The sequence below is a fragment of the Caulobacter sp. CCNWLW153 genome (assembly GCF_036889365.1).
Classification (GTDB): Bacteria; Pseudomonadota; Alphaproteobacteria; order Caulobacterales; family Caulobacteraceae; genus Caulobacter; species Caulobacter radicis.
The window spans coordinates 254,245-278,009 of record NZ_JBAKFV010000002.1 but is presented as its reverse complement, the minus strand read 5'-3'; the positions used below and the strand labels follow the sequence as shown (position 1 = coordinate 278,009).

Sequence of the window (23,765 nt, the reverse complement as noted above, 5' to 3'; positions counted from 1 at the left end):
CTGATGGTCGATACGATCTACGCGCCGGCGACGGCGGCCGGCCGCGCCGCCGTGGCGGTGATCCGCGTCTCGGGTCCGGCCAGCGGCGAGGCCGTGCGCGCCCTCACGGGAAACCTGCCCAAGCCGCGCCAGGCCGCCCTTCGCACCCTTCGCCATGACGGCGTCGCGCTCGACGATGCGCTGGTGTTGTGGTTCCAGGGCCCGGCCAGCTACACCGGCGAGGACGCTGCGGAGTTTCACGTGCACGGGGGCAGGGCGGTCGTCGAGGCCTTGCTCGGCGCGCTGTCGGCCCTGGGCCTGCGCCTGGCCGAACCGGGGGAGTTCACCCGCCGAGCCTTCCAGCACGGCAAGCTCGACCTGGCCCAGGCCGAAGCCGTGGGCGACCTGATCGACGCCGAGACCGAAGGCCAGCGCAAGCAGGCGCTCGGTCAGTTGGGCGGCGCGCTGGGGCGGCGGTACGACGCCTGGCGCGACCTGCTGGTCCAGGCCCTGGCCATGCTGGAGGCCGCCGTCGACTTCCCCGACGAGGAGCTTCCGGAAGACGTGGCGGCGCGGGCGCGGCCTGGCCTCGAGACCCTCAAGGCCGAGATCGACGCGGCCCTGGCGGACGTTGCACGTGGTCGCCGGGTGCGCGACGGCTTCCGCATCGCGCTGGTCGGCGCGCCCAACGCCGGCAAGAGCACCCTGCTCAACGCCCTGGCCGAGCGCGACGCCGCCATCGTCACCGCGACGCCGGGCACCACGCGGGACGTCATCGAGGTCCCGTTGGTGCTGGGCGGCTATAAGGCCTTGCTGGCCGATACCGCCGGAATCCGCGAGACCGCCGACGATATCGAAGCCGAGGGGGTGCGTCGGGCGAGGGTCTGGGCCGAGGAGGCGGATCTGCGATTGTGGGTCGTCGACGCCGGCGAGTTTCACGTGAAACATTCCGAACACCACGCAATCATCCGCTCGGGCGACTGGCTGGTGATCAACAAGACCGATCTGGTAGCGCCGACCGTGGTGGCGGTCATACGCGAGCAGACGGCCGAGCTCGGGTTGCACGTGGCGGCGCTGTCGGCGCGGGAGCAGGGAGCCGACCCGATCCGCGCTGTCCTGACCGATCACGTGGTCCAGGCGCTGTCGGGGGCGGAGTTTCCGGCCGCTACGCGCATACGCCACGCGGAGCGTCTTGGAGAGGCGAGGGCCTATCTCGAGCGCGCCTTGGCGGAAGTAGACGACGTGGAGCTGGCGGCTGAGGACGTTCGCCTCGCTTCCCGTGCATTGTCTCGGATCACAGGCCGCATCGATCCGGAAGACGTGCTTGACCGCGTCTTTTCAAGCTTCTGCATTGGGAAGTGAATGTTTCACGTGGAACAGGGTCTTGAACCGTCCACAGCCTGACCACAGATACGCGCACCGCGTTTCACGTGAAACGCCCCGGACTCGACTCGCCCACAGGGCGGCTTGAAGCTATAAGTCAGGCACGCGCTCGCTGGGTCGGGCGCGTTCCGCATTGAGGCGCGTTTCTCCCTTGTCCAGCTCTTCGCCCCAGTCCTGGGACGTCATCGTTATTGGCGGCGGTCACGCCGGTTGCGAGGCCGCGGCGGCCGCCGCGCGCACCGGCGCGCGCACGCTGCTGCTGACCCACAAACGTGAAACCGTCGGCGAGATGTCGTGCAACCCGGCCATTGGCGGCCTGGGCAAGGGCCACTTGGTGCGCGAGATCGACGCCCTGGACGGCCTGATGGGCCGCATGGCCGACAAGGCCGGCATCCAGTTCCGCATGCTGAACAGGTCCAAGGGCCCGGCCGTGCGCGGGCCGCGCTCGCAGATCGACCGCAAGCTCTATCGGCAGGCCATGCAGGCCGAGCTGTTCGCCTATGCCAACCTCGACGTGATCGCCGCGGCGGCCGAAGACCTGATCGTCGAGGACGGCCACGTGGCCGGCGCCGTGGACGGGGAGGGGACGATCTACCGCGCCCCGAAGGTGGTGCTGACCACCGGCACCTTCCTGAAGGGCGTCATCCACCAAGGCGAGACCCGCATCCCTGCCGGCCGCGTCGGCGACCAGCCGTCGATCGGCCTGTCGGACCGCCTCTACGGGCTGGGCTTCGACATGGGTCGCCTGAAGACCGGCACCCCCGCTCGCCTGGACGGCAAGACCATCGCCTGGGACCGCCTCGACATGCAGGCGGCTGACGAAGAGCCCGTGCCGTTCTCGTTCCTCAACGACAAGATCGAGGTCCCGCAGATCCGCTGCGGCATCACCTTCACGACCGAGGAAACCCACAAGATCATCGCCGAACGCCTGGGCGAGTCCGCCGTCTATGGCGGCCGCGCCACGGGGATCGGCCCGCGCTACTGCCCGTCGATCGAGGACAAGGTCGTCCGCTTCGCCGACAAGACCAGCCACCAGGTGTTCCTGGAGCCCGAAGGCCTGGACGACGACACCGTCTATCCGAACGGCGTCTCGACCTCGGTCTCGGCCGAGACCCAGCTGTTGTTCCTGCGCACCATCCCCGGCCTCGAGGCCGTGGAGGTGGTCCGCTACGGCTATGCGATCGAATACGACTATGTCGATCCGCGGGAGCTCTATGCCACGCTGGAGACCAAGCGCCTGCCGGGGCTCTACCTGGCGGGCCAGATCAACGGCACCACGGGCTATGAAGAGGCCGGCGCGCAAGGCCTGGTCGCCGGCATGAACGCCGCGCTCTCGGCGCTGGGCCGCGAGCCCGCCGTCTTCGCGCGCGACGAGGCCTATATCGGCGTGATGATCGACGACCTGGTCACCCGTGGCGTGACCGAGCCCTACCGCATGTTCACCAGCCGGGCCGAGTTCCGCCTCACCCTGCGCGCCGACAACGCCGACCAGCGCCTGACCGAGCGGGGCGTGCAGTTGGGCGTCGTCGGCGAGGTTCGCGCCGGCGCCTGGGCCGCCAAGAAGGCCGAGCTGGACGCCGTCCGCGCCCGCGCTCGCGCCCTGAACATGACCCCGGCCGAGGCCGTGAAGGCCGGCTTCAAGGTCAATGCCGACGGCCAGCGCCGTGACGTCCTGGCCATGCTGGCCTATCCGGACGTCGGCCTCGACGACCTGGTCCGCGTGTGGCCCGAGATCGCCGCATGGAGCCCGATGGCCCGCGAGCAGATCGAGATCGAGGCGGCCTATGCCGGCTATCTCGACCGCCAGCGCGCCGACGCGGAATCCCTGCGCAAGGACGAGGACCTGCGCCTGCCCACCGACCTGGACTACCGCGAGATCGGCAGCCTCTCCAACGAGGTGCGCGAGAAGCTGATCCGGGTGAAGCCCCTGACCCTGGGCCAGGCCGCCCGCATCGAGGGGGTCACCCCCGGCGCCCTGACGGCCCTGCTGGCCCACGTGCGACGGGGCCGGGCCGCCTGATGGCCGACGCTTTGTCTGAACTCGTCATCGAAACGCTCGACCCGGTCGACGCCGCGGCCTTCCAGGGGCTGACGGGGGCGACCGACGTTCAGGTCGCCGACCTGGCCCGCTACCAGCAGCTGCTGGCCGAATGGAACGCGGTGATGAACCTGGTCGGCCCGGCCTCGATGGCCGCCTACTGGAACCGCCACGCCTGGGACAGCGCCCAGCTGCTGGCCTTCGCGCCGCAGGCCAAGGTCTGGGCCGACCTGGGCGCCGGCGCCGGCCTGCCCGGCGTCGTGCTAGCCATCCTTCTGAAGGGTGTTCCCGGGGCCAAGGTCCACCTCGTCGAGAGCATGGCCAAGCGCTGCCGCTTCCTCGACGCCGTCTGCCGCGAGCTCGACCTGCCGGTCGAGATCCACAACGCCCGTGCCGAGAGCCTGGACCTGAAGGTGCAGGTGGTCACGGCCCGGGCCTGCGCGCCGATGCCGCGCCTGCTGGAATATTCGCAACCCTATTTCAAGCGCGGCGCGGTCGCCTGGTTCCTGAAGGGCCAGGAGGTCGCCGCCGAGATCGCTGAAGCCAAGAAGACCTGGAAGTTCGAGTCGGACGTGCGGAGCTCCAAGAGCGACCCGCGCGGCCATGTCGTGCAAATCAAGGGGCTGAGCCGTGTCCGCAAAGTCTGAGCTGAGAGTCCTGGCGGTCGCCAACCAGAAGGGCGGGGTGGGCAAGACCACCACGGCCATCAACCTGGGGACGGCGCTGGCCGCCTGCGGCGAGCGCGTGCTGTTGATCGACGCCGACCCGCAGGGCAACTGCTCGACGGGCCTGGGGATCGGGCGCCTGCAGCGCAAGAAGACGCTGTACGACGTCCTGATGGGCGAGGCCCCGGTGATCGAGGCCGCCGTGCAGACCTCGCTGCCGGGCCTGGACGTGATTCCGGCCGACGCCGACCTGTCGGGGGTCGAGCTGGAGCTGGGCCAGGTGGCGCGGCGCTCCTACCGCCTGCGCGACGCCCTGGAGCCTCTGCGGGCCAACGGCCCCTACACCTATGTGCTGATCGACTGCCCGCCGTCGCTGAACGTGCTGACGGTCAACGCCATGACCGCGGCCGACGCCGTGTTCGTGCCGCTGCAGTGCGAGTTCTTCGCGCTGGAGGGCCTGACCCAGCTGATCCGCACCATCGAGCGCGTGCGGGGCAGCCTGAACCCGCGCCTGGAGATCCAGGGCGTGGTGCTGACCATGTACGATCGCCGCAACAGCCTCTCCGAGCAGGTGGCCCGCGACGTGCGCGAGCACTTCGGCGACAAGGTGTACGACGCGGTCATACCGCGGAACGTCCGGGTGTCGGAGGCGCCGTCCTTCGGCAAGCCGGTGCTGCTCTACGATCTGAAGTGCGCCGGTTCGCAGGCCTACCTGCGGCTGGCCCGCGAGGTGATCAGCCGCGAGAGGGATCGCCAGGCCCAGGCCGCCTGATCCTTAAGGCCTACCCATTTGAGCGCCGACCTGAGGATACGGGTCGAAGTCATTATTGAAGTTGAAGTTTCGAGGAGACGGTCGTGGTCGGTGAAGCGGGGATGTCGGAAGGCCGTCGGGGTCTGGGTCGCGGTCTGTCGGCGCTGCTGGGCGAGGTCGAGGCCGCCCCGGCCCAGGCGCCGGGCGACAATACCGGCGGTTCGCGCGAGGCGCCGATCGAGCTCCTGAAGCGTAATCCCGAGCAGCCCCGCCGGACCTTCCGCGAGGAAGACCTGGTAGAACTTTCCAACTCCATCGCCGAGAAGGGCGTGCTCCAGCCCATCTTGGTTCGGCCCGCGCCGGGCGCTCCGGGCGAGTACCAGATCGTCGCCGGCGAGCGTCGCTGGCGCGCCGCCCAGCGCGCCGGCCTCAGGACCGTGCCGATCATCGTGCGCGAACTCGACGACCTGGCCGTGCTCGAGATCGGCATCATCGAGAACGTCCAGCGCTCGGACCTTAACATCCTCGAAGAGGCGCTGAGCTACCGCGTGCTGATGGACAAGTTCGGCCGCACCCAGGACGCCATCGCCCAGACGATCGGCAAGAGCCGCAGCCACGTGGCCAACACCCTGCGCCTGCTGGCCCTGCCGGAAGCGGTGCAGCAGCACCTGGTCACCGGCGCCCTGACCGCCGGCCACGCCCGCGCCATCGCCACCGCCGCCGACCCGGGCGCGCTGGCCCAGCAAGTCATCGACGGCGGCCTGTCGGTCCGCGAGACCGAGACCCTGGCCCGCGTCGCCCAGACCGGCGACGCGACCCCGCGCGCCAAGAATGGCGGCTCTGCGCCGCCGCGCGCGCCACGCGCTAAGGACACCGACACCCAGGCCCTCGAAGCCGACCTGTCGTCGGTCCTGGGCCTCGACGTCGAGATCGACCATCGCGGCGGCGCCGGCTCGATGATCGTCCGCTATGCGACGCTCGAGCAGCTGGACGACCTGTGCAACCGCCTGACGCGCGGCGTCTGATCGACCCGATTTTCGGGGTCTCCTGTGGCGCATGAAGAAGGGCGCGGCCGTATCCTGGGTCGCGCCATTCGCCACAGGCGAGGGCGGGAAGGGCGAAATTTTCGCCTAATCCCTTGTCCTGTAAGGAAAAACCTATGGCCGGGGCGCTGAGTTGAAAGCTCCGGCGGCGGAATTTTTCCACAAGCGGGTGACGCTGTCGTCGCCGAACTGTTTGACCGGGATCTCGAATCGCTTTCCGTGCGCCGTTCCTAGCGCGCGACGCTGGCCCGGGCGCGCTTGAGGCCCGGACGGGTGCTCGGGGCGCCGGCCTCGTTCTGCTCGAGCGCCGACAGCAGGTCGGCCTTCAGCGCCGAGACCTTGCGGCCGTCGGCCAGTTTCCCGCCCTCGGCCGTCTGCACGTAGAAGGCGTCGACCGCCCGCTCGCCATAGCCGTCGATGTGGGCCGACTGGATGGACAGGCCATTGTCGGCCAGCGTGCGGGCCAGGGCCTGCAGCAGGCCGGGGCGGTCTCGGCCCGAGGCTTCCACCACCGTGGCCTCGTGCGAGGCCTCGTTGTCGATGACGACGGTCGGGGCGATGGCGAAGGCGGCGGTGCGGGCCAGCTCGCCGCCGCGCCGGGCCTCGACATTGACGCCCTCGCCGCGACCGGCCGCTTCCAGGGCGTCGGCCAGGCGGCGCAGGGCGCGAGGGTTCTCGCAGCCCAGCGCCGAGCCGGTGACGTCCTGCACATAGAAGACGTCCAGCGCCTGGCCCTGGCGCGAGGTGAAGACCCGGGCGCCGACGACGTTGCCGCCCAGCGACGAGATGGCCAGGGCCAGGTCCGCGAACAGGCCGCGACGGTCTCGGGCGGCGACGACGATCTCGGCGGCGTTGGCGCCGGGATTGACCTTGCCCTCGGCGGCCGCGCCGCCCTGGATGGCGGCCCGGCGGGCCAGGGCGGCGTGGTCGAGCAGGTCCTGCGGACCGAAGGCGCCGAAATAGGCGTCCTCCATCGCCGCGGCCCAGCCCTTGGCGGCGGGGTCGGCGGCGATCAGGGTCTCGCGTGCGGCGGCCGCCGCGGCCTCCTGGTGGCGTTGGACGTTGGCGGTGGCGTCACTGCCCCGGCCGCCCCGGAAAACGGCCTCTGTGGCGTTGTAGAGCTCGCGCAGCAGCTGGCCCTTCCAGCCGTTCCACACGCCGGGCCCCACGGCCCGGATATCGGCCACGGTGATGACCAGCAGCAGGCGCAGGCGCTCGGGGTTCTCGACGATGCGTGCGAAGGCGGCGACGGTGCCGGGATCGGAGACATCGCGCTTCTGGGCGAAGTCGCTCATGACCAGGTGGTTCTCGACCAGCCAGGCGACCAGCTCGACCTTGCTGCGCTCGACCCCCAGGCGCTCGCAGGCGCTGCGGGCCGATCGGGCCCCGGCCTTCTCCTGGCCGCCCACGCCGCCCTTGCCGGTGTCGTGCAGCAGCATGGCCAGGAACAGGGCCTCGCGGTCCTCGATCAGCGGCATGATCGACACGGCCAGCGGATGGTCTTCCGACAGGCGCCCGGCGGCCATGTCGCCGATCAGGCCCACCGCGCGCAGGGTGTGCTCGTCCACCGTGTACGAGTGGTACATGTTGAACTGCATCTGGGCGACGACGCGGCCGAACTCGGGGATGAAGCGGCCCAGCACGCCGGCGTCGTTCATCAGGGTCAGGGTGCGATAGCTGCGCTTGCCGCGCGCCAGGAGGTCGAGGAACGCCCGGGTGGCCTCCGGATCGCGACGCACCTTCGAGGTGATCAGACCCAGGCGTCGGGTGACGGCCGTGAAGGCGTCGGGGTGCAGGTCGAGGTCGCGTTCGTCGGCGATCTTGAACAGGCGGATCAGGTTGACCGGATCAGTCTCGAAGACCTCGGGACCATCGATGTTCAGGCGGCCGCCGTCCTCGTAGAAGCCGGGCGCGTCCAGGGCCTTGCGCTTGGGCTTGGCGCCCGGAAGGAAGCGCGAGATGCCCTTGGGCTCGTTCTTGAAGTGCTCGGCCTCCAGCTTGGCCGAGAAGGCGCGGGTCAGCGCGCCCACTTCCTTGGCGATCAGGAAGTAGCGGCGCATGAAGCGCTCGACCGCCGGCGCGTCGCCGCGGTCGCCATAGCCCATGCGGCGGGCGATCTCGGGCTGCAGGTCGAAGGTCAGGCGCTCTTCGGGACGGCCGGTGGTGAAGTGCAGGTGGGCGCGCACGGCGTGCAGGAAGTCGAAGGCGCGGATGAAGGCCTTGGTCTCGCGGCCCGAGAACACCTCCATCTTGAAGACGTCCTCCGGCGCGTCGACCGGGTGCAGGTACTCGGCGATCCACACCAGGGTGTGCAGGTCGCGCAGGCCGCCCTTGCCCTCCTTGACGTTGGGCTCGACCATGTAGCGGCTGGCGCCGGCGCGGGCCTGGCGGTCGTCGCGTTCCTTCAGCTTGGCGGCCACGAACTGCTGGCCGGTGCCCTTCATCACCTCGTCGCGGAACCGCTTCTTGAGGTCGGCGGCCAGGCGCTCGTCGCCGGTCAGTCGCCGGGCCTCGAGAATCGAGGTGCGGATCGTGAAGTCTTCCTTCGAGAGGCGCACGCACTCCTCAATGGTGCGCGAGGCGTGGCCGACCTTGAACCCTAAGTCCCACAGCGCATAGAGCATGTATTCGATCACGCTCTCGACGTGCGGCGTCTGCTTGTAGGGCCGCAGGAAGAGGAGATCGATGTCCGAGAACGGCGCCAGGGTGGCGCGCCCGTAGCCGCCCACGGCCATCAGCGCCAGGCGCTCGCCCTCGGTGGGGTTGCGGGCCCGGAAGACGTGCACCGTCGTGAAGTCGTAGAGGGCGGTGATCACCTCGTCGGTGACGCCGCTGAGGAGGCGCGCGGTCTCGACGCCGCCGGCGCCGTTCTCCAGCCGCTCCTTGGCGATCATCCGGCCGCGGAACAGGGCCTGCTTGAGGATGTCGATGGCCCGGGCGCGCTGGGCGGCCTCGTCGCCGATGGCGTCCAGGGCGGCGGCCGACAGGCGCGCGCGCAGAGCGTGGCCGTCGACGACGTGTTCCAGGGGCGTAGGGCGAAGGCGGCGAGGCATGGCGGTTATATGGGTGTCCGAGACGGGCGGCCAAAGCGACCACCGGAACCGGCCGCCGCCATGCTCCTATGATTGATCCTAGGTCTTGAGCAGACCCTTAAGGCGATAAAGCGCTTCCAGGGCCTCGCGGGGGCTCATGCCGTCCACGTCCAGCTCCTTCAGCGCCCCATCCACGGCGCTGGGCGCCGAAACGACAGGCGCCGCCGCGATGGGGGCCGAGGCCGCGAACAGCGGCAGGTCGTCCAGCTTGGCCGGTGATTCGGTCTTGCTCTCCAGGCGGTCGAGCACCTCCTTGGCGCGAGCCACCACCTGCGGCGGCACGCCGGCCAGCTTGGCCACCTGCACGCCGTAGGAGCGGTCGGCCGGGCCGTCGGCCGCCTCGTGCAGGAACACCAGGTCGCCGTTCCACTCCTTGGCCCGCAGGCTGAGGTTGGAGACGTGCGCCATGCGCTCCTCCAACGTCGCCAGCTCGTGATAGTGCGTGGCGAAGAGGGCGCGGCAGCGATTGGTGTCGTGCAGCGATTCCGCGCAGGCCCAGGCGATGGCCAGGCCGTCATAGGTGGCGGTGCCGCGACCGATCTCGTCGAGGATGACGAGGCTGCGCGGGGTGGCCTGGGTCAGGATCGCGGCGGTCTCGACCATCTCCATCATGAAGGTCGAGCGGCCGCGCGCCAGGTCGTCGCCGGCGCCGACGCGGCTGAACAGGCGGTCGACCACGCCCAGCCGGAAGGTCTTGGCCGGCACGTAGCAGCCGGCCTGGGCCAGGATGGCCAGCAGGGCGTTCTGGCGCAGGAAGGTCGACTTACCGGCCATGTTCGGACCGGTGACGATCGACAGGCGGGCGGCGACCTCGCCGGCGGCGTCCAGGCGGCAGTCGTTGGGCGTGTAGGGGTCGCCGGCGCGGCGCACGGCGGCCTCGACCACCGGGTGGCGGGCGGCCCTGGCCTCGAAGGCCAGCGACTTGTCGACGACCGGGCGCACGGCGCCGGCGTCCTCGGCCCATTCGGCCAGGCTGGAGGCCACGTCCAGGCGGGCCAGGGCCTCGGCGGCGGCCTGGATCGGCTCGGCCAGGGCGCAGGCCTCGGCGCGCCAGTCCTCATAGGCGGCCACCTCCATGGCCAGGGCGCGTTCGGCGGCCTGGGCGATGCGGGCGTCGAGGTCGGCCAGCTCCACGGTGGTGAAGCGCACCTGGTTGGCCAGGGTCTGGCGGTGGATGAAGGTGGCGTTCAGCGGCGGCTGGAACAGCGGGTCGGCCTTGCCGGCCGTGGCCTCGACGAAATAGCCGAGCACGCCGTTGTGGCGGATCTTCAGCGGGATGCCGGCCTCTTGGATGAGGCGCTGTTCCAGGGCGGCCACCACCCGGCGGCTGTCGTCGCGCAGGGCGCGGGCCTGGTCGAGCTCGGGACGGATGCCAGGGGCCACGAAGCCGCCGTCGCGGGCCAGGGCCGGCAGGTCCGGGCCAAGGCCGGCCTCGAGGGTGTTCAGGATCTGCGAGACGCCCTGGTGCAGCGATGGCGTCAGGGCCGCCAGGGCGCCCTCCAGCTCGACCGGGGGCGGCGACAGCGGGTCGCCCGAGCCGCCGACCATGCCGGCCAGCTTCTCGCCGGTCTTCAGGCCGTCGCGCAGACAGGCCAGGTCGCGCGGACCGCCGCGACCCAGCGCCAGGCGGGCCAGGGCGCGGGCCATGTCGCCAGAGCCCTTCAGCTGTTCGCGCAGGCGCTCACGAAGGCTGCGGTGCTCGACGAACCACTCGACGGCGTCCAGGCGCTGGTCGATGGCGGCCGGGTCGAGCAGGGGGCGGGCCAGGCGCGAGGCCAGCAGGCGCGCGCCGCCGGGCGTGACGGTGCGGTCGATGGCCGCCAGCAGCGAGCCGTTGCGATCGCCGTTCTGGGTGCGGTCGATCTCGAGGCTGGAACGGGTGGCCGGGTCGATCGACATGACGTCGGCCTCGGCCGCGCGGCGCGGCGCGCGCAGGGCCGGCAGCTTGCCGGCCTGGGTCATCTCCAGGTGGGCGGCGATCAGGCCCAGGGCGCCGATCTCGGCTGGGGCCAGGCCGCCGAAGCCGTCCAGGGTGTCGACGCCGTAGAGGCGCTTGACCCGGGTCTCCGAAGCCTGCGGCTCCGACAGCGCCGAGGGCATGGGCTGGATCAGGCCGCCGCAGATCTTCAGGGTCTGGGCCAGGTGGTCGTCGGCCAGCAGGCGGTCGGCGACCAGGGTCTCGGACGGCGACAGGGCCGCCAGCAGGGGGCCCACGCCGTCCTTGCCGGTCGAGAAGCACTCGACCTCGCCGGTGGACAGCTCCACGGCCGCCACGGCCGCCTGGCCGGCGCGGATGGCCACCGCCGCCAGGCGATTGGCGCCCCGGGCGTCCAGCAGGCCGTCCTCGGTCAGGGTGCCCGGCGTCACCACGCGGACGATGTCGCGGCGGACCACCGACTTGGAGCCACGCTTCTTGGCCTCGGCCGGGTCTTCCATCTGCTCGCAGACGGCGACCTTGAAGCCCATCCGGATCAGCTTCGACAGATAGGCCTCGGCCGCGTGATGCGGCACGCCGGCCATCGGGATCGGCTGGCCGGCATGGGTGCCCCGGAAGGTCTGGGAGATGCCCAGGGCGGCCGCCGCGCGGATCGCGTCGTCGAAGAACAGCTCGTAGAAGTCGCCCATCCGGAAGAAAAGCAGGGCGTCGGGCTGCCGGGTCTTCATGTCGAAGAACTGCTGCATCACCGGCGTGGCGCCGGTGGCGTCGAACGTCTGGACGGGCGGAGAAACGGGGGCGTTCATCCCCAGGAATCTACAGAGCGTCGCCGAATTCGTTAAGCGAAAGCGACATTGCCCAGCTCGGGCGTCCCCAATAAATTCACCGCCAGCGTGGGGGCGTGATGATCGAGAACCAAGAGGGCGCGGCGGCCGCCGCCAAGGCCGCGCCGACGGCGTACAAGCCCGACTGGCTGCGCAAGCCGACCGGCCAGGACGTGGCCGCCTTCTTTCCCAAGGAAGCCGGCAGGCGCGGGGTGAGCGGCACGGCGACCATCACCTGCAAGGTGGTGGCCGAGGGCCGGCTCGGCGACTGCGAGGTGATCAAGGAGCGGCCCGCGGGGCTGGGCTTCGGCGAGGCGGCGCTGGGTCTTTCGAAGACCTTCCGGATGACCCCGCCGCCGCCGGGCCAGATCGGCGAGCAGAGCGTCTCCATCCCGTTCACCTTCCAGGCGCCGAGGATGGCGACGGCTCAGGATGGCGCCCCGCGCTACAAGCCGCAGTGGCTGCGCAGGCCGACCGAGGACGAACTCAACGCCTACTATCCCGAGAAGGCCCAGGACCGGGAGATCGGCGGCTCGGCCAGGCTGACCTGCAAGGTCGTGGAGGGCGGCAAGCTGTCGGGCTGCATGGTCACCGAAGAGACGCCGGTTGGCCTCGGTTTTGGCGAGGCGGCGCTGAAGCTCTCGAAGATCTTCCGCATGACGCCGCCGCCGCCCGGTGCGACCGGGGAGGTGACGATCCCGATCACCTTCAGCGTGCCGCCGAGCCTGGAAAGCCGTTTCTTCGACGGCGAGTGGCGTGAAGGCCCGGCGGGCGTCGCGGCCATCATCGTCGTCAGCCTGGCCCTGATCCTCGGCGGCCTCGTCCTGGCGCGGGCCCTGAGGGGAGACCGCCGGGTCGACCTCTAGACGCTTCAACCCGAAACGAAAAAGGCCCGCCGATGGGGCGGGCCTTTCGCGGTCGAATGCGAACCGGGTCTAGTTCCCCGTCACTTCTTCCCAGAAGCGCTTGGCCTTGCCGACGAAGTTGGCCGACTTGGGGTTCTGCTTGTCGTCGCACAGGCCGGCCAGCTCCTTGAGGAGCTCCTTCTGGCGGGCCGACAGGTGGGTCGGGGTTTCCACGAACAGCTCGACCACCAGGTCGCCGCGCTGGCGGTTGCGCAGCGACGGCATGCCCTTGCCCTTCAGGCGGACGGTCTTGCCGGTCTGGGCGCCTTCGGGAACCTTGACGCTGATGCGGCAGGTGCCGTCGCAGGTCTCGCCGCCCTTCAGGCACGGGGCCTCGATCTCGCCGCCGAGGGCGGCCACGGTCATCGGCACGGGCACGGTGCAGAGCAGGTCGAGGCCGTCGCGCTCGAACAGCTCGTGCGGGCTCACCGACAGGAAGAGGTAGAGGTCGCCGCGCGGACCGCCGCGCACGCCCGCGTCGCCTTCGCCCGCCAGGCGGATCCGGGCGCCGTCGTCGACGCCGGCCGGGATGCGGACCGACAGGATACGTTCCTTGCGGACCTGGCCATGGCCATGGCAGCCGGCGCAGGGGTCGAGCACCAGGCGGCCCGAGCCGCCGCAGCGGGGGCAGGCGCGCTCGACCGAGAAGAAGCCTTGGGTGGCGCGCACGCGGCCGGCGCCGCCGCACGAGCCGCAGACGGTGGGGCTGGTGCCGGGCTTGGCGCCCGAGCCGTCGCAGACCTCGCAGGTCATGGCCGCCGGAACGGTGATCTCGACCTCGGCGCCGGCATAGGCCTGCTCCAGCGAGATCTCCAGGTCATAGCGCAGGTCCTGGCCGCGCTGCGGGCCGTTGGACTGGCGGCGGCCGCCGCCGAACATCTCGCCGAAGACATCGCCAAACACGTCGCCGAAGATGTCGCTGGCGTCGAACCCGCCGCCCATGCCGCCGGGACCGCCCTGCGGGCCGTTGACGCCGGCATGGCCGAAGCGGTCGTAGGCGGCGCGCTTCTGCGGGTCGGAGAGGACGCTGTAGGCCTCGTTGATTTCCTTGAACCGGCCGCTCGCGTCCTCGCAACCGCCGTTGCGGTCGGGGTGGTGCTGCATCGCCAGCTTGCGGAAGGCGGATTTCAGGCCCGCGTCGTCGCAGGTCCGGTTCACGCCGAGAATTTCGTAATAGTCGCGCATCGTCAGCGTTCGGCGCCCGTAAGGCTCAACAGGACAAGGAGTGTCGTGAAAGAGGTGGGGGAGGGGGCGCCCCGCCGCAAGGCGTCAATCGGGCGCACCACAAAACGAGCGCGCCGGCGAACGGATCTCGAAGGATCGTTCGCCGGCGCGTCCATGGCTTAGGAAGCCGGCTTGTCGGCGCCGTCCACTTCCTCGAACTCGGCGTCGACGACGCCGTCGTCCGTGGCGGCCTCGGCGCCGCCTTCGGCGCCTTCACCACCTTGCTGCGAGGCGTACATGGCCTCGCCCAGCTTCATCGACGCCTGGATCAGGGCCTGGGTCTTGGCCTGGATGGCCTCGACGTCCTCGCCTTCCAGGGCGGTCTTCAGCTCGGTGACGCCGGTCTCGATCGCGGTCTTTTCGGCCGCGCCGACCTTGTCGCCGTGCTCGGCCAGGGCCTTCTCGGTCGAGTGCAGGATCGCCTCGCCCTGGTTCTTGGCCTCGACCAGCTTCTTCTTCTCTTCGTCCGCGGCCTTGTTGGCCTCGGCTTCCTTGACCATGCGCTCGATGTCGCTGTCCGAGAGGCCGCCGTTGGCCTGGATGCGGATCGAGTGCTCCTTGTTGGTCGCCTTGTCCTTGGCGTGGACCTGGACGATGCCGTTGGCGTCGATGTCGAAGGTGACCTCGATCTGCGGCACGCCGCGCGGCGCCGGCGGGATGCCGACCAGGTCGAACTGGCCGAGGATCTTGTTGTCCACGGCCATCGGGCGTTCGCCCTGGAACACGCGGATGGTCACGGCCGACTGGTTGTCGTCAGCGGTCGAGAAGGTCTGCGAGCGCTTGGTCGGGATCGTGGTGTTGCGCTCGATCAGCGGAGTGAACACGCCGCCGAGGGTCTCGATGCCCAGGGTCAGCGGGGTCACGTCGAGCAGCAGCACGTCCTTGACGTCGCCTTGCAGCACGCCGGCCTGAACGGCCGCGCCCAGCGCCACGACTTCGTCGGGGTTCACGCCCTTGTGGGGTTCGCGACCGAAGAAGTCCTGCACCGCCTGCTGGACCTTGGGCATGCGGCTCATGCCGCCGACCAGGATCACTTCGTCGATGTCGCTCTTCTTCAGGCCGGCGTCCTTGAGGGCCTGTTCGCACGGACCGATGGTGCGGGCGATCAGGTCGTCGACCAGGGCTTCCAGCTTGGAGCGCGACAGCTTGATGTTCAGGTGCAGCGGGCCCGAGGCGTTCATGCTGATGAACGGCAGGTTGACCTCGTACTGAGCCGTCGACGACAGCTCCTTCTTGGCCTTTTCCGCCTCTTCGCGCAGGCGCTGGAGGGCCAGTTTGTCCTTGCGCAGGTCGACGCCCTGCTCCTTCTTGAACTCGTCGGCCAGGTAGTCGACGATCCGCAGGTCGAAGTCCTCGCCGCCCAGGAAGGTGTCGCCGTTGGTCGACTTCACCTCGAACACGCCGTCGCCGATCTCAAGGATCGAGACGTCGAAGGTGCCGCCGCCCAGGTCGTAGACCGCGATCTTCTTGCCGTCGTTCTTGTCCAGGCCGTAGGCCAGGGCCGCCGCGGTCGGCTCGTTGATGATGCGCAGGACTTCAAGGCCGGCGATCTTGCCGGCGTCCTTGGTCGCTTGGCGCTGGGCGTCGTTGAAGTAGGCCGGAACGGTGATGACCGCCTTGGTCACCGGCTCGCCGAGGTGGGCTTCGGCGGCTTCCTTCATCTTCTGCAGGATGAAGGCCGAGACTTCCTGGGGCGAGTAGTCCTTGCCGTGGGCCTTGACCCAGGCGTCGCCGGTCGGGCCCTTGACGATCTCGTAGGGCACCATGCCCTTGTCCTTCTCGACCACCGGGTCGTTCGCGTTGCGGCCGATCAGGCGCTTGATGGCGAACAGGGTGTTGGTCGGGTTGGTCACGGCCTGGCGCTTGGCGGGCTGGCCGATCAGGCGCTCGCCGTCTTCCAGGAAGGCGACGACCGACGGCGTGGTGCGCGCGCCTTCGGCGTTCTCGATCACCTTCGGGTTCTTGCCGTCCATGATGGCCACGCACGAGTTCGTGGTGCCAAGGTCGATGCCGATAATCTTGCTCATGTGGTGTGCCTGCAGCTCCTCGAATGGCGGACGGCGGTGACAAGGGCCTTATCAGAAGCGCCCCGGTTTTTCTCGGTCCGTCCCCGTCTGGTCGCGTCTAGGGTTGATCCAAAATCCTGCCGCCTGGACGAACCAGGCGAAAGGAGAGGCTTCAATCGAAGTTGACGAGCCCGTCAACCCCGCTTCGATGCCCGATATGGGGGATACGCGTACAGTCGCAACCCCATTCCCGCAGGGAAAGAAGGGGAATCTGCAAGACAGAACGCCGCAGCGTCGGCCTGTCGACCTTGGCCGACGCCGCGGAAAAGTTCGTTCAGCCGGCCTTGGCGACCCAGGCGGTGATCGCCGGCAGGCGTTCGCGACGCACCTTGGCCCGGTATTCGATCGCCGAGACCGTCTTGTCGGCCTCCTTGCGCGAGCTCTCAGTGAGGTTGGCGCTGGCCCAGGCTTTCAGCTTTTCGGCCGTCTCCGGCTTGCCCGACGCCTTGGCGAGGCTGGGGATGAAGCGGGTGCGGGCGCTGTTGTCGACCTTGGCGTCGACCGCGTCGCGGTGGGTCGTGGCGAAGTCGAAGGCCAGGTCCGGATGGCGCGAGGCGACGGCCGAGATCATGCCGGCCGAGTTGGTCTCGCCCGGCTCGGCGGTCAGGGCCAGGTCCAGGGCCTTGCGGGCCAGGGCCTCGTCGTCGGCGGCGGCCAGCAGGTTGTAGAGCTGGGTGCGGACCAGGGGCGTCTTCTCGGCCTGGGCCTGGGCGTGGATGGCCTCCCAGGTCGCCGCGTCGGCGTTGACCGCCACGACGCCCAGGATCGCCTTGCGCAGCGGGCCGGGGATGGCGGTCGGATCAGTCCTGTCGGCGGCGTAGCGGCGGCGGGCCTCGGCGACCACGGCGCCGTCGCCCAGCTCGCCCAGGGTGGCGATCAGGTCGCCGCGCAGGATGGCGACGGGATCGGGCTCTCCGGCCTTGGCCACCCAGCCCACGCGGGCCAGCAGGGGCGACAGGCGGGCGACGGCCAGCTTGCGGAAGGCGGCGCGCTCGGCCTGGCCTTCGTAGTAGCCGTCGATGGCCGACAGCACGCCGGCGACCTTCGACAGCACCTGCGGGTCGGCGTCGGCCGGGGTGGCGGCGATCAGGGCCAGGGCGTCGGTCGGCGACTGCTGGCCGGCCGTGCCCATCGACCAGGCGTCCGACAGCAGGCCCAGCTGGTCGATCGGCGCCAGCTTGCCGAAGTCGGCGGCGAGCTGCTGGAACTGGGCCGGGGCGTAGAGGGTGCGGTAGTAGCCGCTCTGGCCGGCGTTGACGACGACCGGGCCGCAGCCCTCGACGGTCAGGCTGGCCTTGCCGCCCTCGACCACGGTCTTGGCGATCGTCGCGCCGTCCAGGGCCTTGGCGTTGACCGGCACGCGCCAGGACAGCGGCGTCTTGTCGGGGAAATCCTTGCTGAACTCGCCCTGGGTCAGGGTCAGCACCTGCTTGCCGGCCTGGCAGGCGCCGGCCTCGACGCGGATCAGCGGCACGCCCGGTTGCAGGGTGAAGTCGTGGGCGATGGCGGTGATCGGCTTGCCGGCGGCGGTCTCGACGGTCTTCCACAGGTCGTCGCTGACCGTGTTGCCGTAGGCGTGGGTCTTGATGTAGGCGCGCACGCCGGTGCGCCAGGCGTCCTCGCCGACATAGCCCTCGAGCATGCGGATGACCGCCTCGCCCTTCTGGTAGGTGATGGCGTCGAAGGCCTGGCTGGCCTGCTCGACGGTCTCGACGTGCTGCACGACGGGATGGGTGGTGACCAGGCCGTCCAGGCTCATGGCGTATTCGCGCCCGCCGACGGCGGCCAGGGCGGCGTTCCATTCGGGGTGGAACTTCTCGGTCGCCCGGCCTTCCATCCACGAGGCGAAGCCCTCGTTGAGCCACAGGTCGTCCCACCAGGCCATGGTCACCAGGTTGCCGAACCACTGGTGGGCGGTCTCGTGGGCGACGGTGGTGTAGATGTTCTGGGCGTCGCGCTGGGTCGAGATCTTGGGATCCATCAGCAGGGCGTATTCGAAGTAGAAGATCGCCCCCCAGTTCTCCATGGCGCTGAAGAACTGGCTGCGGCCCGGCGCGGCGATGTGGTCCAGCGCCGGCAGCGGGTAATTGACGCCGAAATAGTCGTTGTACCAGGCCGTCAGCGGACCGGCCGACTCCAGGGCGAACTTCGCCTTGGGCAGGTCGCCCTTCTTGGTCACCACGCCGATGTCGACGCCGGCGGTCTTGACGCTGGCCCGCTCGAACTCGCCCAGGCCGAAGAACAGCAGGTAGGTCGACATCTTCGGCGAGGTCGCGAAGGTCACGCGGGTCTTGCCGCCGCCGAGGTCGACGCTCTTGGCGATCGGCATGTTGCCCAGGGCCATCTGGCCGGTCGGTACGGTGGCCTCGACGCTGAACGTGGCCTTGTGGAACGGTTCGTCCCACGAGGGGATGAACCGGCGGGCGTCGGAGTTTTCGAACTGGGTGTAGAGGGCGCGCCTGGGGCCCTCCTCGGTGTCGTAGTCGAGGGCGAACAGGCCCGCGGCCTGGGTGTAGATCTTGCCGGCGTAGTCGATGGCCAGGACGTGCTTGCCCTTGGCCAGCGGGGCCTTGACCGTGAAGGCGGCGGTCTGGGCGTCCTCGTCGACCTTGATGGTCGCCGGCTTGCCGTCGATCGTGGCCTTGGCGAACGTCAGGTCGGCCGCTTGCAGGGTGATGGTCGCGGTCGGCTCGGTGACCTCGACGGCGATCTTCACTGCGCCGGTGAAGCTCATCTTCTGGGCGTCGGGCGTGAAGGCCAGGTCGTAGTGGGTCGGATGGGCGTTGCGCGGCAGCTGGGTGGTCACCGTGGCCGGCGTCGCGCCCTTGGAGCCGGCGACGGCCGGGGCGGCGAGGGCGGTTCCGGAGGCGAGAAGCAGCGTGACAGCGGCGGCGGTGGACAGAAGACGACGCATGAACGGCCCTGGTATGGAATGATCGTGCGGAGAAACCCGCGAGGGCGCGAACCAACACCCATCCGCTCGTCCACAGGCATTAATTCCGCGTAATGATGACCCCCGTCAGCCTCGTCCCCGGTTTCGATCTCTGGCCCGGCCTTCTGTCGCCCGACGCCCAGCGGGCGCTGGTCGAGGCCGTGCTGGCGGCGTCGGCGATCGCGCCGCCGGCCCACTACGCTACGCCCTACGGCAAGGCGATGAGCGTGGCGATGACCAGCCTCGGACCCCTCGGCTGGACTAGCGACGCGGCCGGCTATCGCTATGCCGACCGTCATCCCGGCACAGGGGCGGCATGGCCGCAGATGCCCCAGGCGCTGCTCGATCTCTGGGCGGTCCTGGGCGATCCCGAGGTTCCGCCCGACGCCTGCCTGGTGAACGTCTACGGCCCCGAAGCCCGCATGGGCCTGCACCAGGATCGCGACGAGGCCGACCCGCGCTTTCCGGTGCTGTCGATCTCGCTGGGCGACACGGCGGTGTTCCGCATCGGCGGGACCTCACGCAAGGATCCGACCCGCTCGGTGCGCCTGGCCTCCGGCGACGTCTGCCGGCTGTCGGGTCCCGCGCGGCTGGCCTTCCACGGCGTCGACCGCATCCTGCCGGGCTCCTCGCGCCTCGTGCCGGGAGGAGGGCGCATCAACCTGACGCTCAGGCGGGCGAGGGCGGGCTGAGGCGTCCCTCTCCCCTTGCGGGAGAGGGTGGCCCGCAAAGCGGGTCGGGTGAGGGGTCTCTCAGAACTATCGGACAGGGCTTTCGACCCCTCATCCGTCGGCCTTCGGCCGCCACCTTCTCCCGCAAGGGGAGAAGGAACATGATCAAACGAAAAGGGCCGCTCCTTGCGGAGCGGCCCTTTCGGTAGACCGTGAAGTCCGATCAGCCGCGCAGCTTGCGGGTGATGGTCTCCAGGTCCTGGCTCAGCACGGCGTCGTCCTGGCGCAAAGCCTCGATGCGGCGCACGGCGTGCAGCACCGTGGTGTGGTCGCGACCGCCGAAGCGACGGCCGATGTCCGGCAGCGAGCGGGTGGTCAGTTGCTTGGCCAGCCACATGGCCGCCTGGCGCGGACGGGCGATGGCGCGGTTGCGGCGCTCGCTGAGCAGGTCGGCCTGCTTCATGCCGTAGTGCTCGGACGTCGCCTTCTGGATGTCGTCGATGGTGATCCGCTTCTCGCCGCCGCGCAGGTGCGGGCGCAGGATCGCCTGGACCTCGTCGAGCGACAGGCGCGACAGGCGCTCGCCGGCGCGGGCGGTCAGGGTGTTGAGGGCCCCTTCCAGCTCGCGGACGCTGTCGGTGAAGCGGTCGGCCAGGAACTGCAGCACCTCGGGGCGCACCGAGCCGGTGAAGCCCTGGGCGCGGCCCAGCGCCTCGATCTTGCGCTCCAGGATGCCCAGGCGCAGCGAGCGGTCGGCCGGCTCCATGCCGCAGACCAGGCCCGCCGACAGGTGCGAGCGCAGGCGCGCGTCCATCTCGGTCATGGCCGAGGGCGGACGGTCGGCCGAGAACACCACCCGGCGGCCGTCCTCGACGAGGGCGGTCAGGGTGTGGAACAGCTCTTCCTGGCTCGACTGCTTGCCGGCGATGAAGTGCACGTCGTCGATGATCAAGAGGTCGGCGCCGCGCAGCTCGTCCTTGAAGGCCGTGGTCTGGCGATCCATGACCGCGCGGACGAAGGTCGACAGGAAGCGCTCGGCGGTCAGGTAGACCACGCGCTTGTTCGGGGCGGCGCGCATGGCCTCCCAGGCCAGGGCGTTCAGCAGGTGCGTCTTGCCGAAGCCGTAGGGGCCGTGGAACAGCACCGGGTTGAAGTGGCCGTCGGCCCAGCTGGCGACGCGGCGCGCCACGGCGTGGGCGAATTCGTTGGCGGGGCCCGGAACGAAGCTGTCGAAGGTGAAGCGTTCCTGCAGGCCCTGGATCGGCGAGGTCTTGCCGGCGGGGGTCGGCGCGGCGGCGGGAACGTCGCTGGAGACCGGCAGCACGATCTCGATCGGCTGCGGCTTGGCCTCGACATAGACGGCGCCGGTGGTGGCCGAGGCGGCGTCGGCCGAGGCTTCGAACTCAAGGCGCGACTTGAGGTCCATGCGACGGCCAACGGCGTCGCCGGCGGCCCACAGCTCGCCGATGCGGCGCCAGGCGCTGCGACGGATCCAGTCGCGAGCGATGCCGGTGGGGGTGACGAGCACGACGTCGCCGCCTTGCGTCTCGCGCAGGACCGCGGGTGCGATCCACGAACCGAAGGCGGCGTCGCCCAGTTCGCGTTTCAGGGAGACGCAGACTTTGTTCCACACGATGCCGGCAGGCTCGCGCGTGACGGCGGCATACGCCGCCGACAATTCCTGACTGGCCGCCCCGACCTTGATCGACATCAGTTCACCGCCTCGCGCCTGCATACACACAATTACAGATTGCCGGTCGCAAGCCCCCCATGGCGCACGACCGAACTCAGAAACTCTCCCCCCGCATTAATTGAAGACACACAGGGGCTTAACCGGCGAACGCATGGTGTCCGCCGCCGCCGCTGTCGTCACAAGACTGGGAGAGCGCTGAGACCTTTAAACTAGCTACCGGCCCGGGCCGGTCAAACGGAAAACTTGCGTCCGATCGCGGATATTTCTGTTGACTCGCGACACCGCCTCGCCCGTCAAGGGAAAGCCGTTTTGAAGACTTTCGTTCGACGAGCCGGGGGGCAGGTAAAGGAGTACATAGACAAAGCAAAAGCCGACCGAGTTGCCTCGATCGGCTTCTACAAGTCTTTGATTTCGCTGAACGAACGGCGTTCGTTCGCGATCTGGACTTAGGCGGCGGCCTTGTCCAGCTTCTTCAGACGGGCGGCCAGGCGCGACACCTTGCGCGAGCCCGTGTTCGGGTGAACGACGCCCTTCGAGACGGCGCGCATCAGCTCCGATTGAGCCTCGATGAACGCGGCCTTGGCGACGGCGACGTCGCCCTTGGCGACGGCGTCTTCGAACTTGCGCAGGAAGGTGCGCACGCGCGAACGGCGAGCGGTGTTCACTTCGGTGCGACGGGCGATCTTGCGGATCGCTTTCTTGGCGCCGGGATTATTGGCCATGGATAGGACCTTCAAACGGACGGCCGCGCGGGCGGCCGCGAAGCAGGTGAAATCAAGAGCGCGCGGATATACGGGAACCCCGCCGATGGGTCAATCCATCCACATGGGGATTCTTCGCCGGCCGACGGCGCGACGCCGTCACGAACCCTTGAACGCGGGTTTGCGCTTCTCGACGAAGGCGGCCATCCCCTCCTTCTGGTCGTCGAAGGCGAACAGCGAGTGGAACAGCCGACGCTCCAGCGCCACGCCCGTGGTCAGGGTGGTCTCGTAGGCGGCGTTGACCAGTTCCTTGTTCATCGCCGTGGCCAGGGGCGACTGGGAGGCGATCTTGGCGGCGACCTTCACGGCCTCGTCGACCAGCTGGTCGGCCGGGAAGATCCGCGACACGAGACCGGCGCGCTCGGCTTCCTCGGCGTCCATCATCCGGCCGGTCAGGATCATGTCCATGGCCTTGGACTTGCCCACCAGGCGGGTCAGGCGCTGGGTGCCGCCGATGCCGGGCGCGACGCCCAGGTTGATCTCCGGCTGGCCGAACTTGGCGGTGTCGGCGGCCAGGATGAAGTCGCACATCATCGCCAGCTCGCAGCCGCCGCCCAGGGCGTAGCCGGAGACCGCGGCGATGATCGGCTTGCGCACCGTCTCGATGGCCCGGGCCTGGGCCGTGAAGAAGTCGGCCTTGAACATGTCGGCGTAGGACTTGTCCGACATCTCCTTGATGTCGGCGCCGGCGGCGAAGGCCTTGGGCGAGCCGGTCAGCACGATGCAGCCGACCGTGTCGTCGCCCTGGGCCTGCGCCAGGGCCTGGCCCAGCTCGCTCAGCAAAACACTGTTGAGGGCGTTCAGCGCCTCGGGCCGGTTCAGGCGGATCAGCGCCACGCCCGGCGCGCTCGCGGGGCGTTCGACGATCAGGGTCTCAAAGGCCATCTGCGCTCGTTCCTTTCGCTCACTCCGGCCGTCTATCGCGGCCCTTCGACGTCGTAGCCCAGCGCGCGCAGGCGGGCCGGCAGGCCGTCGGGACCCAGAAGGTGTCCCGCGCCGACCACCACCACCGTCCGGCCGGAACCGGCCAGGCGCGCTTGCAGGGCGTCCATCCACCGTGCGTTACGCTCGACGATGAAACGGCGATAGAGGGCGGGCGAAGATTTCCGCATTCCGCCGACCACGGCGCGCTCCAGCGCCTTCTGATCGCCCTTCGACCAGGCGGCCACCAGCCGGCGATAGGCGCCGGGGTCCTTTTCCAGCTGCCTGACCGTGGCGTTCAGGGTCCGGACCTGGTCGGCCTCCGTCGCGCCGGCGAACAGGGCCATCTGTTGGTCGGGGGTCTCGAAGGCCTTGCGGACGACCTTGGGCGGCGCGGCCGCCTGCAACCGCCGCTCGACCCCGCCCTCGGCCAGGCCCTGGTCCTGGGCGAAGGCGGCCGTGGTCAGCCGCACCTCGGCCATCCACGGCTTGAGGCGCTCGATCTCGCTCATCGGCGCGTCCAGGCGGTCGGCCAGCTTGCGCAGCCGGGCGGCGGCGCGGGGCTTCAGCCGCGAGGTCAGGGTCTGGCCCGGCGGCAGCAGGCCGTAGGCGCCCGCCAGATCCTGCATCCGCCGGTCGGCGGCCGCGTCCATCGGGACCTCGAACCACAGGTCGTCGGCCTGGGCGAGGGCGGCGTCCAGCGCCGGCGGCTTCCAGTCGAGGTCCTTGGGCAGGACGTGCATCGAGCCGAACAGCACGATCTCGGAATCGGCGTCGCGCACCGTCCACACCGGCGGCGCGGCCAGGGCGGGCGCGGCCAGCAGCGTGGCCAGGGCGACGAGGAGGGAACGGAACATCACGCCAAACCGGAAAGCCGCGCT

General features: G+C 69.8%; 16 protein-coding genes. 7 read left to right on the top strand and 9 right to left on the bottom strand.

What is annotated here, in order from left to right:
- Positions 1-3 precede the first annotated feature (3 nt).
- The 5 genes from mnmE (at position 4) to V6S85_RS04955 (ending at position 5,841) form a co-directional block, all read left to right on the top strand.
- Positions 4-1,341: a tRNA uridine-5-carboxymethylaminomethyl(34) synthesis GTPase MnmE gene (gene mnmE / locus V6S85_RS04975; RefSeq protein WP_334348225.1), complete on the top strand. Its 1,338-nt coding sequence runs from the start codon at positions 4-6 to the stop codon at positions 1,339-1,341.
- Positions 1,342-1,513: 172 nt separating this feature from the next.
- Positions 1,514-3,382, top strand: coding sequence for a tRNA uridine-5-carboxymethylaminomethyl(34) synthesis enzyme MnmG (mnmG, locus tag V6S85_RS04970; protein ID WP_334348224.1), 1,869 nt, complete (start codon positions 1,514-1,516; stop codon positions 3,380-3,382).
- Positions 3,382-4,047: a 16S rRNA (guanine(527)-N(7))-methyltransferase RsmG gene (gene rsmG, locus V6S85_RS04965; protein ID WP_334348223.1), complete on the top strand. Its 666-nt coding sequence runs from the start codon at positions 3,382-3,384 to the stop codon at positions 4,045-4,047. The genes mnmG and rsmG overlap by 1 nt, the downstream gene beginning before the upstream one ends.
- Positions 4,031-4,837 carry a ParA family protein gene (locus V6S85_RS04960; RefSeq protein ID WP_058347086.1) on the top strand — a complete coding sequence of 269 codons (807 nt, stop codon included), beginning with the start codon at positions 4,031-4,033 and terminating at the stop codon, positions 4,835-4,837. The genes rsmG and V6S85_RS04960 overlap by 17 nt, the downstream gene beginning before the upstream one ends.
- 101 nt (positions 4,838-4,938) lie before the next feature.
- Positions 4,939-5,841, top strand: a complete 903-nt coding sequence (locus V6S85_RS04955; protein ID WP_334348320.1) for a ParB/RepB/Spo0J family partition protein — start codon at positions 4,939-4,941, stop codon at positions 5,839-5,841.
- 248 nt (positions 5,842-6,089) lie between these two features.
- Here V6S85_RS04955 and V6S85_RS04950 read toward each other — a convergent pair whose 3' ends face one another.
- A complete protein-coding gene (locus V6S85_RS04950; RefSeq protein WP_334348222.1) occupies positions 6,090-8,912 on the bottom strand; it encodes a [protein-PII] uridylyltransferase in 2,823 nt (940 codons plus the stop codon).
- Between the two features lie 78 nt (positions 8,913-8,990).
- Entirely contained in the window at positions 8,991-11,693 is a 2,703-nt protein-coding gene (gene mutS / locus V6S85_RS04945) for a DNA mismatch repair protein MutS (protein WP_334348221.1), read from the bottom strand.
- Between the two features lie 98 nt (positions 11,694-11,791).
- On the opposite strand from mutS, the gene V6S85_RS04940 reads away from it, so the two are divergent.
- On the top strand, positions 11,792-12,577 hold the full coding sequence (locus V6S85_RS04940; protein WP_334348220.1) for an energy transducer TonB family protein: 786 nt from the start codon (positions 11,792-11,794) through the stop codon (positions 12,575-12,577).
- Between the two features lie 69 nt (positions 12,578-12,646).
- On the opposite strand, the gene dnaJ is transcribed toward V6S85_RS04940, so the two are convergent.
- The 3 genes from dnaJ to V6S85_RS04925 all read right to left on the bottom strand — a co-directional run bounded on the left by dnaJ (position 12,647) and on the right by V6S85_RS04925 (position 18,820).
- A complete protein-coding gene (gene dnaJ, locus V6S85_RS04935) occupies positions 12,647-13,801 on the bottom strand; it encodes a molecular chaperone DnaJ (protein WP_116569348.1) in 1,155 nt (384 codons plus the stop codon).
- Positions 13,802-13,959: 158 nt separating this feature from the next.
- Positions 13,960-15,867 (bottom strand): molecular chaperone DnaK, encoded by a 1,908-nt coding sequence (gene dnaK, locus V6S85_RS04930; protein ID WP_116569349.1) that lies wholly within the window; start codon positions 15,865-15,867, stop codon positions 13,960-13,962.
- 313 nt (positions 15,868-16,180) lie between these two features.
- Positions 16,181-18,820, bottom strand: coding sequence for a M1 family metallopeptidase (locus V6S85_RS04925; RefSeq protein ID WP_334348219.1), 2,640 nt, complete (start codon positions 18,818-18,820; stop codon positions 16,181-16,183).
- Positions 18,821-18,912: 92 nt separating this feature from the next.
- On the opposite strand from V6S85_RS04925, the gene V6S85_RS04920 reads away from it, so the two are divergent.
- Positions 18,913-19,530 carry an alpha-ketoglutarate-dependent dioxygenase AlkB gene (locus V6S85_RS04920; RefSeq protein WP_334348218.1) on the top strand — a complete coding sequence of 206 codons (618 nt, stop codon included), beginning with the start codon at positions 18,913-18,915 and terminating at the stop codon, positions 19,528-19,530.
- Positions 19,531-19,732: 202 nt separating this feature from the next.
- Here the strand turns inward: V6S85_RS04920 and dnaA are convergent, their stop codons facing one another.
- From dnaA to V6S85_RS04900, 4 genes are all read right to left on the bottom strand, one after another.
- Positions 19,733-21,220: a chromosomal replication initiator protein DnaA gene (gene dnaA / locus V6S85_RS04915; protein ID WP_116569352.1), complete on the bottom strand. Its 1,488-nt coding sequence runs from the start codon at positions 21,218-21,220 to the stop codon at positions 19,733-19,735.
- 428 nt (positions 21,221-21,648) lie between these two features.
- Positions 21,649-21,924, bottom strand: a complete 276-nt coding sequence (gene rpsT / locus V6S85_RS04910; protein ID WP_116569353.1) for a 30S ribosomal protein S20 — start codon at positions 21,922-21,924, stop codon at positions 21,649-21,651.
- 138 nt (positions 21,925-22,062) lie between these two features.
- Entirely contained in the window at positions 22,063-22,848 is a 786-nt protein-coding gene (locus V6S85_RS04905; protein WP_116569354.1) for an enoyl-CoA hydratase, read from the bottom strand.
- 32 nt (positions 22,849-22,880) lie between these two features.
- Positions 22,881-23,741, bottom strand: a complete 861-nt coding sequence (locus tag V6S85_RS04900; RefSeq protein ID WP_334348217.1) for a TraB/GumN family protein — start codon at positions 23,739-23,741, stop codon at positions 22,881-22,883.
- Between the last annotated feature and the right edge of the window lie 24 nt (positions 23,742-23,765).